Raw genomic sequence first — 11,512 nt, forward strand, 5'->3', positions numbered from 1 at the left:
AACTGCTGATTATAGTATGTAAGCGAGAACAAAATAAAAACTAATGGTTTTTACGCGCATAGTTTAAAGAAATTGAGATTAATAATTTAAAAGAGTTGTTATGGATAATAAAAAAATTAAGTTTTGGGATGCTATGCAGCGCTTAAGAACAGCGTTTTCAAAGCGGGATTTTTTGTCATGTAGGGAGATATTGGCTGAATGTAAAGCTGATATTGGTCAGGAGAGTTTCGGGCGCCATGCATTTTTGAACAATGTCACTAAGCTCATTGAAAGTGGCGGTACAGGTACGGAAGCCATTAAGGCTCAGCAACTGAATGAAATAACCTATTCATTTGTCACTTCGGTCTTCAATCGATTCTGGCAGCTAAAGGAAACATTGCCTGAAAATCTTAAAACTCTCAGAGATATCGAGGGGGCGGAGTTAGTTGTTGTTGACTTTGGCGGTGACGACAGTGCTGAAATACAGCAATTCATTAATGAAAATTTTGCTTTTGACATACTCAGCGGGAAATTAAAGTATTTTATTAAGAAAGCGCCATGGGAAAAATTCCATATGGCGCCAGCAAAGAATGCTGCGGCTCGTTTATCAACCGGCCAGTATGTTATTTCTTTGGACGCGGACAATTACATAACGCCCGAAGACGTAGCTACATTTCAGGAACTTTTAGACGAGAATACAATTGTTCATCAAACAACCGGTGCCGCGCCGATGAGGCATAAAGACTGGGAACGTTACTCGTTATATGAAGACAATCAATATCACGCAGAGCAGCTCACCTGGGATGGAAGCTGTGGTCGCATTGGTTCAAGTCGAAAATTATTCGAGACCGTTAACGGCTATAATGAAAACTTTATAGGCATGGGCATGGATGATATTGATTTTATCATTCGCTCCCTGAAGGCTTCAGGACGTTATGTCCACTCTTCAATTCAACGCCAGGCTGATACGGTTTTCATTGATAACGGCAGTGCGGCTGAAGAACATGAACACAGTGATAACCAGATTAACTGGGAATTAATGGATGCGGCGATTTCTAAAGGCGAATTCAGCGTTTCTTACGAGAGTTCAGTGCCAGCCAGTGCATTTGAGTTATTTGAGTCTGAGTGCATAACGTATTCTGCTTCGACAGAAGTCACTTTATTTTCCAGTATATTCAGAGCAACATACTATATCGGACGGTTCGAAAATGACCTGGCCGATATTATGAGTGCTAACTCAACACCAACAGTTATCCTCATGGATGTTATTGGTAGCCATCCGGAAGAGATATCCCAGAGGTTGAAAGGGCTTTCTAAGATATACAAGTCTGTATTTTATTTGCCTGTTTTCAAAGATCCCGGATTATATGCTTGCTGGAATATCGCAATTAAACAAATTAAATCGGAATATATAGCCAACTTAAACGTAGATGATCTGCGTGGTAGAGGTTGGCTCGATGCTTGTTTAAGAAGCTTGAAGGGTAAAGTCTGTGATATCTCAAGCCCAATTACTGTTCCCTTCAGGGATGAAAATATCAATTCGTATAGTGATTTTCTTCAATCGCGGACCGATGGAGCGCAGTACGAACAGTGGTTTAATTGTTCGGTGAAGTACAGCTTTGCAGATGGTAATATCCAATACGCTAACTTGCCTGGCGGATATTATGACCACACAAATATGCTGCAAACTACGGGCGATGGACTTGTTAAGAGTTATTGTATTCCAAATGCATCTGCGATGTGGCGCAGAGCTATTCATGACACAGTGGGGTATTTTGATGAAGACAGGTACGGTGCCTACACAGATTTAGCGCTATGGATGGAAAGCTCCTTCCAGGGGTATAAGTTTAAACAAAATAGCTATTCTGCATTATTTTTCTTATCTGAAACGCAAGCACATATGCGTCAGGATTCAAATTACAACATTTTGTTAGAACTGGCGAAAAGATACGGTGATGAAGACTATAAAATGCTCGCTGTATGTAATCAGTTTGACCTTAGCCTTAACGAGGGCTCCTATGGTGACCATCATCTTTTAGGATGGAATTGGGTTCGGGATAATGCTCATGATTTGCTTAAGCATAATTCCGCGGGTATATATCTGGACTTATTCATAGAGAGAACATTTTTCTGGAAGCAGGGCGATCCGAATAGATCGTTTATTTATGACAAGCCGTGGATAGCATTTGTACACACTACTCCGCATAACAGTAGCTCATATGACCTGGAGGCACAGAACCTCGACGCCCTCTTAAAAGAGCCGCGTTTTATTCAAAGCCTGATATGTTGTTATGGTTTAATTGTGCTTAGTCAAGAGAACGCAACTTACCTGAAAAATGAACTGAAAAAACTGGGATATCCTAATATTCCAGTTATAACAACTTTTCATCCTAATATTCCTATTAGCAGTGCGAATCGAGAGCAACAACTGTCTGGAAAGGTTTATCATATCGGTTGGCATCTACGATCATTCTCTGCATTCGCAAAACTTAATATCCCCAAGGAAAACAAAGTCCTCCTCATACCCGGTAATTTGGGTAAAGAGTACTTTTTGACTGAGGTAGTGAATAAAGAATTGGCGGAAAACGATCTCGGCAATATTGAGCAATATGTTGCCGATATGTACACGGCGGATAATGATGAGTATCAGGATATTCTGACAAATCAAATTGTGTTTAATCATTATATCCAACCCGCTGGAAGCAACCTCATTAGCGAGTGTATTTCAGCTGGTGCGTGCCTGGTTATTAACAGGCACCCGGGGTTTGAGAGTTACCTCGGGACGGATTACCCACTGTTTTATGATAACTTAGAACAAGCAGAAAAACTTATTAAGGGTATTGTTGATGAACCTAGCCAAAGGGACCTGGTCGTAAAGCACCATGACGTAAAAAACGAAGAGTTTTCAATCTCATCATTTAAAAGCGAACTGGCTAATATACTCCAAGTGCTGGTTAAAAACTCATAGAAGCAGGTCGTTATCTAATGGGAAAAAAAACAAATGTAGTTCTTTTAGGGACTTCAAACTCCATAAAAGCAGGCTCATATTATAAAGAACTCTCCAACAGCAGTAATATTAAAATTGTATGTGACGTGAGAGTTGGTGATGTGCCCTCTGCTTATTTTTTGTCTGCCGATAAGAAACTGGCTTACGCTTTAATGTTGTCAGATGTTCAATATATTATTATTGATTCAATGATAAATGATGTATTGATGACTGAGTCAGGCGTATTAGACTTAGCTTATATCAAAAACTCTTTCAGTAATTTAGCTGAGCTATTCAAAAGCAATTCAAATAAACTACCGCAAATCATATTGTTTAATATTTGTCCCAAAGCAGTCGAGTTTGCAAAAGTATATACTGACGTCAAGATAGCTCGTAAGTCTTCTTTGCTATCTGCTGGGTTCAAAGTTAAAGAAATTGATATTTTATACAGTCGCTCACCAGACTTTTTCGAAGAAAGTGACCCGTTGCATCATTCTGAAAAGTGCTCTAAAGCAATTTGTCATCAGCTCTATGCGTCCATGGTTGATGTTAAAAGAGAACCGACGCTTGAAAGCAGTTTTATAAAGTATAGGCTTCAGAAAAATTACGTTGATTTGGGTAACTTACCTGAACTTAAAACAACTGGGCACGCTGGGTACTTCGAATCGTCCTTAACCACTCAGCCAGTTTGTATTGTGGGCAAAGGCGAAGAGCTAACAATCAACTTCGATAATGCAGCTCAACTGCTTGGACTTAAGTTTATCGCTAGTGAAAATGCTGCGGCAGTGATACGAATGAAACTCGGTAAATCCACGTTTTATATCCCTGGTTCGAGTAAATATCCAAAACCAATAATTCGGTATTGCCCATTTCCGCAGGTAGTTTATTCCCAAGAGTGCACACAAGTTAGTCTGTCAGTAGTAGCGAGTAATGAAATTGAAGATAAAGAAGCTTTACTCAAATTGCCCAATGCAAAGTTGGAAGAGTCAGGTGTAAATGACCGGTTTAGCGTAAGTATTTGTGGGTTAGTTACTGATAGGCAAGAAATAAACTACCGGAAAAGCGTTAGTTTTGTAAAATCGAGTCCAACCTTAAAGGTTGCATTCGAATGCTTTTGGCCTGGGTATAACCCGAAAAACGACCCAATTTTCGGCACATTACTGCAACGTAATTTCAATGTGGTTTATTGCGAGGATGTAGAGAGCGCCGATATTGTTATTGTAAGTTGGTACTCACCTGATAAATCACGTACAGCGAGATACAAAGAGCTAAAACAGTCAATTGAAGGTAAGCTAATCTATTATTCTGCTGAGCACGATGGCGCTGGTTTAGAAGGGCAAGGGCAACTGGATTTTAACATTTTTGATCACATTTTTTCTCACTATGTGGTGGATAATGATAAACACACGTGGCTACCTAACTACGCTAGAAGGCACGGAGTGAATGTTTTTTCGACCGTTAATCGGCTGTATAAAAAGAATATAAGTAAAAAGAAGAATGGTAACATTCAGTTTTGCTACAGTAACGATGCTTGTGTTTTTAGAAATGAACTTTTCAAAGCCTTGAAGTCTGGGACTTCAGTCGATGCAAATGGCAGCTTGTTCAACACTACAGGGATCAAGCTACCACGTGAACATGATAAATATATTGAAGCTTTGTCAGAATACAAGTTTGTTATTGCATGCGAAAATTCATCTGCACCTGGTTACAATACAGAAAAGATTGTTCACGCCCTGATGGCCGGATCTGTTCCTCTTTATTGGGGAGACCCGTTGATTGGCAGTATTTGGAATGAAGACTGCTTTATTAATCTAAATCAGATCGACATGGATTCCTGTGTTGAAGCTGTTATTCAGCGTGGTGACAGTATTTACGAACATTTTAAAGAAAAAGGTGCTATTCCTTTCCCTGAAGCTGAAAAAATGGAGAGGGAATTAGAAGGTTCCATTTTTGAGGCATTTAATAAGTTATCTGCTAGTTGATTAGCCGATAGGAGAAGAGTCTTGGATTTATCGAATTTTATATATTTAGAAGCGCAAAAATTTATTTTTGCTTATGTGCCTAAAGTAGCTTGTACTAACTGGAAATGTATATTCAGATATATGAATGGTGCAGAAGATTATTTAGATAGTGGATTAGCTCATGACAGGGAAAAATCAGGGTTAACTTATCTCAGCAATGAGGAAAATGCACATGTTATACTGAATGACCCCAATATTAAAAAATTTACTTTCGTAAGAGACCCTTACTCAAGAATCTTATCTGCTTATAGAAATAAAGTTGAGCCATTCAATGCATCTAAAGGCAGTATGTATGCTCATGATTTTTGGTTTAAAGTTTACTCCCAGATAAAAAATGAGGCGGCCTCGGGGGATAAAGTAACATTTACAAACTTTTTGGATTGGTTGCTATCATCCGAGCACTGGTTCGCCAAGAATGAGCATTGGTGCCCGCAATCAGATATTGTTCACCCGAAAGCTGTTAGTTTTGACTTTGTTGGTAAGTTTGAAAATATACAAAATGATGCAGCTCATATCCTTTCTGAGATCGGCTGTGACCTAGAATTCCCTACTCAACAGCAGGTTAAATTTCCAGGAACTAATGCAACCTCTTTAGTAGAGAAGTATTACAAAACGGAAGATTACGCCAAAGCTAATGAGCTTTTTGCGGAAGATTTTGTAAACTTTAATTATGAGCAAGTGTAGATATGCCATATTCAATCAAAAAGTCCTTTTATTTTGTTAGGATATCTAAAACAGCCGGCATGTATTTGATGGAGGCCCTTAGGGAAGCAATTCCGGACATTGTTGATGATAAAAATAATTATTTTCCCCCTGTGAGCATCGACGGAGAGCGTCATGGAGATCACATTTGGCTTTCTGATTTATACGAATCGCTTGAAGGCTCAGAAAGCGTCCAATACTCAAAGTTTAAGTTTGACCGAAATAGTTTAGATGAGTTAAAAAAGTTTGCTGTAATTAGAAATCCGTACACCCGAACATTGAGTTTGTTTAGTTTTTTCAGGCGTTTTAACAATGAAGTATATACGCCTAAAATGTTTGAGAATGACGTGTTTAATATCGAGTCCCGTTTTAATTCATATCATCTTTTTCAATCTGATTTTATTTGTAAAAAGGGCTCTGAAGATCTTTTGGTTGATCATTTGATACCTGTTGAAAATAACCTTTTAGAGCAGGTTGGTGATTATGTTGGAGTACATTTGGAAAGTAGGAAAAAGGTGAATGTATCTAGTACACGCAAAGTAAATGATGCAGATTTTTTCCGAAATGATTTAGTAGTTGAAAAAATAGCGAGTTTTTTTGATAAAGATTTTCGAGTTTTAGGCTACTCAAAGTCGGATATACCAAAATAAGAGAGTTGTATTATTATAAAGGTTGACAAAAACCATCAGAATTTATTTAAAAGAGATTTTAGAATTGAAAAAAGCACTTATTACCGGTGTCACCGGCCAGGACGGCTCTTATTTAGCCGAATTTTTATTAGAAAAGGGGTATGAAGTACACGGTATTAAGCGTCGTGCGTCGTTGTTTAATACTGAACGTGTTGATCATATTTATGAAGATCCACACAACGAAAACCCTAAATTCCATCTGCATTATGGTGATTTAACAGATACGTCTAACCTAACCCGTATTCTTCAGGAAGTGCAGCCGGACGAAGTATATAACTTAGGTGCGCAGTCACACGTTGCAGTATCCTTTGAAGCCCCTGAATACACGGCGGATGTTGATGCCATTGGTACACTGCGTTTGCTTGAAGCGATTCGCTTTTTAGGCCTTGAAAAGAAAACCCGTTTTTACCAGGCATCTACTTCTGAACTGTATGGATTAGTTCAGGAAATCCCGCAAAAAGAAACCACGCCTTTCTATCCTCGTTCGCCTTATGCCGTAGCGAAAATGTATGCGTACTGGATCACGGTTAACTACCGTGAGTCTTACGGTATGTACGCGTGTAACGGTATTTTGTTTAACCATGAATCTCCACGCCGAGGTGAAACCTTCGTAACGCGCAAAATCACTCGTGCTGTGGCTAATATTGCTCAGGGACTGGAAAAGTGTTTGTACCTTGGCAACATGGATGCGTTACGTGACTGGGGGCATGCTAAAGATTACGTTCGTATGCAATGGATGATGCTACAGCAAGATCATGCAGAAGATTTTGTTATCGCTACTGGTAAACAAATTTCTGTTCGTGAGTTTGTTCGCATGAGCTGTAAAGAAGCGGGTATTACCGTTGAATTCAGCGGTGAAGGCGTAGATGAAATTGCTACTGTTGCTGCGGTTGAAGGTAACAATGCACCGGGCGTGAGCGTTGGCGATGTAATCGTTAAAGTGGATCCGCGTTACTTCCGCCCTGCTGAGGTAGAAACCCTGCTTGGTGATCCTACTAAAGCGAAAGAAAAGCTTGGCTGGGTACCAGAAATCACAGTTGAAGAAATGTGTGCCGAAATGATTGAAGGCGATCTGCAAAAAGCCAAGCAACACGCATTACTTAAGAAGCACGGTTATTCTGTAGCAGTGGCAAAAGAGTAGCGGAATAAAGCACAATTGCTCTAAAGTGATCTATGATGCAAAAGCTGAATTTTTTATTCAGCTTTTTTTTGGCTACCAGTATTTGAGTAGAAATAAATGAATGAAAAAGAAGCGCGTCGTAATACAACTGAGGCATTAATTCAGTCAAGACAAAGTGATTATGACAGGTGGTCTGATAATCGCTCCCTTATGCCTGCTTGGAACGACAGAACAAAACTCATTGCAAATTTAATACCTCATAATACGTCGGTTTTCGAATTTGGAGCAGGAGCTGGTGTTTTGCAGCAATACCTGCCGCCGGGCACAAATTATCAAAAGTCAGACTTGGTAGACCGCGACGGGAAAACCGTTGTAATAGACCTAAATGCAGAAAAAATAGAGCCTATAGTTGGTTATGAAACTGCTGTTTTTTCAGGCGTGCTTGAATATATACACGACTTGCCCAGGTTAGCAGAGTTTCTTACTCAACACTTTAATGCGCTCGTGTTTTCCTACGCGTCCCTCGATAAAAACACTAATGAAAGGCGCAGCCATGGGTGGGTAAATGACCTTACATCATCAGAATTAATCAGTATTTTCAAAAAAGCGGGTTTCAATTTAATCGATTATCGAACTTGGAAAACGCAAACCATATTTTGTTTAATAAAAAGAAAGGGAAACGCTAACACTGCATTATCTGAAATTGAACATACGTTTGCGATATCTCTTGATGGCGAAGCAGAACGTCACCATCATATTGCAGCCGAAATGTCTGCTTTCGGGCTCACAGATTTAAGTATTTATTCCGCTACTAATTATAACGATGAAAAGGTGAAAACTGCGTTTAAACGGGGGTTAATTCAAAAGCCTGGACAATGTTTTCGTTGTGGAAATGATGCTTGTCAGTGCCCGAATAATGTACTTATACCAAAGCAAGTAGGCAACTGGTTATCTTTTCTGAGTGTACTGCACGTAATTAAACTAGCACAATATTCAGTGGCCATGATTTGTGAAGATGACGTGAAGTTTACCTATTATGCATCTAGTGCATTTCGTGCGATAAAAGAAAACCATGAGCTAATAAACAAGCTACATAGCTCAGAACCTGTACTTATTCGTTTGGGGTATCCCGGTTACACGGCTGACATTCATAACTATGAGGGAAAGTTTAGCTTTACTCAGCATAAACAGATGAGTAATTCATGTTTTATATGCAATGCAGCCTATGCTGAACATGTCATTGATTCAATTAACGCTGAGGGCATAATAAAGCATACTTCTGATGTGTACTTTCATGACCTTTGCCTATCTGATTCCGTAAAGTCTTATACAGTAGCTCCTCCACCGGCCTTTGACTTATCTCAGTCGCGTTTGATGTATTCAACAATTCACCCTAAAAATATAGATCAGCTAGATAGAAATAGAGATAGAACACATGTAAAGCGCGTATTTAATTATGTGGGGTTTGCTGAAGTATTCGGAGGAAACTTTGGTGATGTTCTAGGTAGTTATATCTATACAAAAATTGTTGGAGTTACCCCAAATGCTATTCATATTAATAACCAGGAAGTGAAGAGGAACAATCGCTTAGAGCATTACTTGATCGTCGGCTCAATTCTCAAACATGCGACTAAAAAAGCCATCCTATGGGGTATAGGAATAATGCATCCTGGTGATGAATCCAAATTGGAGGACTCACTAGTTTGCGAGCAAATCTATGCACTAAGAGGCCCTAGGACTAAGCAAGCGCTTGAAAATAATGGTGTAAGGCTATTGGATAATATTGCGTTAGGCGACCCCGCTATATTGTTACCGTTGCTGCATGCTGGGTCTGAAGAGAAGAACTTTACATTTGGTATTGTGCCTCACTATACGGAATATGAAATTGTTAAAGAGCGCTATAAAGGCCATCCAAATGTTACGGTAATTTGTTTAGGCAACCACAGTTCCGATGAATGTATTGAAAACACTATCGATATAATGACTCGGTGTGAACGAATCTTATCATCATCTTTGCACGGAATTATTGTCGCGCATGCTTACGGTATTCCGGCTGTTTGGTGTAATTTTTCTGAAATTACCCTAAATCAAAAGAGTGGAACAACTGCTCTCAAATTTCACGATTACTTCGAAAGCCTACAATTGGTCGGCATTGAGCCAGTATTGTGCGTGAGTGATAATGCAGAATTCCCCAGAGAATCGCAATTTACACTGCCAAAAACGAGCGATATAGAGAACATGCAAAGCGAACTGTTAAGATTCTGCCCTTTCAATGTACTTGGGTTTGACAGAGAAGGCCTTAAAAATAGAGTACCTGAAGGCTCTGCTGAGCAAGAACAGCCATTCAGTAGTTTGTTAGGATTAGAATAGCGTTTGATAAACTAATAGGTTTTGAAAAGCGACACGATTTGGAGCGAAATAACCTTTTCTTACATAACAGGTTTATGTGAATATAGAGGCAACAACGAAATACATCTAGGGCGTGGATTTAATGTGTCAGTAAATATTCCACCCTAAATAATAATGTAAGGATAGTAATTTATGTCAACAACGGAATCATTCAGTAATTGGGTTTTGCTTGATAAGGGCACGAATAATGTTTACTTAACGGGCAGTGGTTTTTATACGGTAAACGATTCTGCCGACGGTAACGACGGCCAGACTGCGGTTGGAAATAATGTTTATGTAGTAGAGTTTAGTAGCAGTTATACATTGCTGGGTACCACGGCAAACGGAGTGGTTGTTAGCGGTCCTACTTACGATTATTTGTTTACCAATGCAACTTATAGCAATGGCGATTCGGTTTCAATAAATACCACCGATCCTTATAACTACTGTTTTCTTGAAGGCACATTAATCAATACCCCGGAAGGCGAACGCCCGGTTGAATCCATTAAAATGGGCGATAAAGTATTATCTGCCGATGGCCGTGAATTAACCGTTCGCTGGATGGGGTACGAGACTATCCGTAATGGCATTGGCGCGTCTATTCACAAAGCCCCGGTTAAAATCAAAGCTGGTGCATTTGGTGACGGGCTGCCAGTAAGCAATTTGTATGTATCGAATGCGCACGCGTTTTTACTGGATGGACACTTGGTGGTGGCAAGTGCACTCATTAATGGCGAAACAATAACGGCAGTGCCGTTTTCCGACATGCCGTCTGAATTTACCTACTGGCATATCGAAACCGAAGAGCATGAGCTTGTAATTGCAAACGGTGTCGCAGCAGAAACCTTATCTGGTGCGCCAGAGCGTAAAGACTTTGATAACTACGACAGTTACGTAGCGCAATATGGTGCCGACCGTATTATTCAGCCAATGGCTTATCCTCGTATAAAAGACGTGGCTCAACTGCCAGAATCACTGCTTGAACGGTTTAACTTAGCGCGTCCGGCCTTAGATTGGGATGCGTTACTCAATGAAGATGACACAGACGTTGTACTAAAACAGGCTAATAGCTAAATGTCGCAGCAGTTTCATTTTATTGCAGGGTTGCCCCGTTCCGGGTCGACCCTTTTTTCTGCATTACTACGTCAGAATCCGGACTTCCATGCAGATATCTCCAGCCCGGTAATGAGCTTGGTGGATGGGGTTATTGCTCAAACATCCGCAGGTACTGAAATGGCGCCTCTGGTGACAAACCAAAAGCGAATGACCATTACCAAAGGGTTGTTTTCTAGTTACTACGACGATGTTGATAAGTCTTTTATATTCGATACGAATCGAGGCTGGACATCGAAGCTTTCTCTGATAAATGCGCTGTATCCTGAAGCAAAGGTTATTTGCCTGGCTCGCAATATGGCCTGGGTACTGGATTCCATGGAAAGGCAAATTCGCAAGTCTCCATTGGAGAACACGAAGTTATTCGGAAACACTCAACAGCGGGCAACGGTGTATTCGCGTGTTGAGGCAATGGCAGCACAAAGCGGGCTGGTTGGTTTTGCCTGGCATGCATTGCGCGACGGTTGTTTTTCTGACTTTGCAGACAAGCTGTTGATTGTTGATTACGACCTCT

The 11,512-nt window shown here is 40.1% G+C and carries 8 protein-coding genes; all 8 read left to right on the forward strand.

Features of this window, described 5'->3' with window-relative positions; genetic code table 11:
• The first annotated feature begins 100 nt into the window (after positions 1 to 100).
• Complete coding sequence (locus tag BUB81_RS21680; protein ID WP_073325457.1) at positions 101 to 2,947, forward strand: glycosyltransferase; 2,847 nt, start codon at positions 101 to 103, stop codon at positions 2,945 to 2,947.
• Between the two features lie 17 nt (positions 2,948 to 2,964).
• Positions 2,965 to 4,947 (forward strand): glycosyltransferase family 10 domain-containing protein, encoded by a 1,983-nt coding sequence (locus BUB81_RS21685; RefSeq protein ID WP_073325458.1) that lies wholly within the window; start codon positions 2,965 to 2,967, stop codon positions 4,945 to 4,947.
• A gap of 21 nt (positions 4,948 to 4,968) precedes the next feature.
• Positions 4,969 to 5,670, forward strand: a complete 702-nt coding sequence (locus BUB81_RS21690; protein WP_073325459.1) for a sulfotransferase family protein — start codon at positions 4,969 to 4,971, stop codon at positions 5,668 to 5,670.
• 2 nt (positions 5,671 to 5,672) lie between these two features.
• Positions 5,673 to 6,338 (forward strand): hypothetical protein, encoded by a 666-nt coding sequence (locus tag BUB81_RS21695; RefSeq protein WP_073325460.1) that lies wholly within the window; start codon positions 5,673 to 5,675, stop codon positions 6,336 to 6,338.
• 64 nt (positions 6,339 to 6,402) lie between these two features.
• On the forward strand, positions 6,403 to 7,518 hold the full coding sequence (gmd, locus tag BUB81_RS21700) for a GDP-mannose 4,6-dehydratase (RefSeq protein WP_073325463.1): 1,116 nt from the start codon (positions 6,403 to 6,405) through the stop codon (positions 7,516 to 7,518).
• Between the two features lie 96 nt (positions 7,519 to 7,614).
• Complete coding sequence (locus BUB81_RS21705) at positions 7,615 to 9,867, forward strand: polysaccharide pyruvyl transferase family protein (RefSeq protein WP_073325461.1); 2,253 nt, start codon at positions 7,615 to 7,617, stop codon at positions 9,865 to 9,867.
• Positions 9,868 to 10,038: 171 nt separating this feature from the next.
• Positions 10,039 to 10,959, forward strand: a complete 921-nt coding sequence (locus BUB81_RS21710; protein ID WP_073325462.1) for a Hint domain-containing protein — start codon at positions 10,039 to 10,041, stop codon at positions 10,957 to 10,959.
• Positions 10,960 to 11,512 (forward strand): sulfotransferase (locus BUB81_RS21715; RefSeq protein ID WP_139241668.1); only part of this gene is annotated, 553 nt, incomplete at its 3' end.

Source organism: Marisediminitalea aggregata, from assembly GCF_900129565.1.
In the GTDB taxonomy this organism is placed as follows: domain Bacteria; phylum Pseudomonadota; class Gammaproteobacteria; order Enterobacterales; family Alteromonadaceae; genus Alteromonas; species Alteromonas aggregata.

Coding starts and splice junctions, on each gene's coding strand:
- BUB81_RS21680 (WP_073325457.1), top strand. CDS start 101: ATGGATAATAAAAAAATTAAGTTTTGGGATGCTATGCAGCGCTTAAGA.
- BUB81_RS21685 (WP_073325458.1), top strand. CDS start 2,965: ATGGGAAAAAAAACAAATGTAGTTCTTTTAGGGACTTCAAACTCCATA.
- BUB81_RS21695 (WP_073325460.1), top strand. CDS start 5,673: ATGCCATATTCAATCAAAAAGTCCTTTTATTTTGTTAGGATATCTAAA.
- BUB81_RS21705 (WP_073325461.1), top strand. CDS start 7,615: ATGAATGAAAAAGAAGCGCGTCGTAATACAACTGAGGCATTAATTCAG.
- BUB81_RS21710 (WP_073325462.1), top strand. CDS start 10,039: ATGTCAACAACGGAATCATTCAGTAATTGGGTTTTGCTTGATAAGGGC.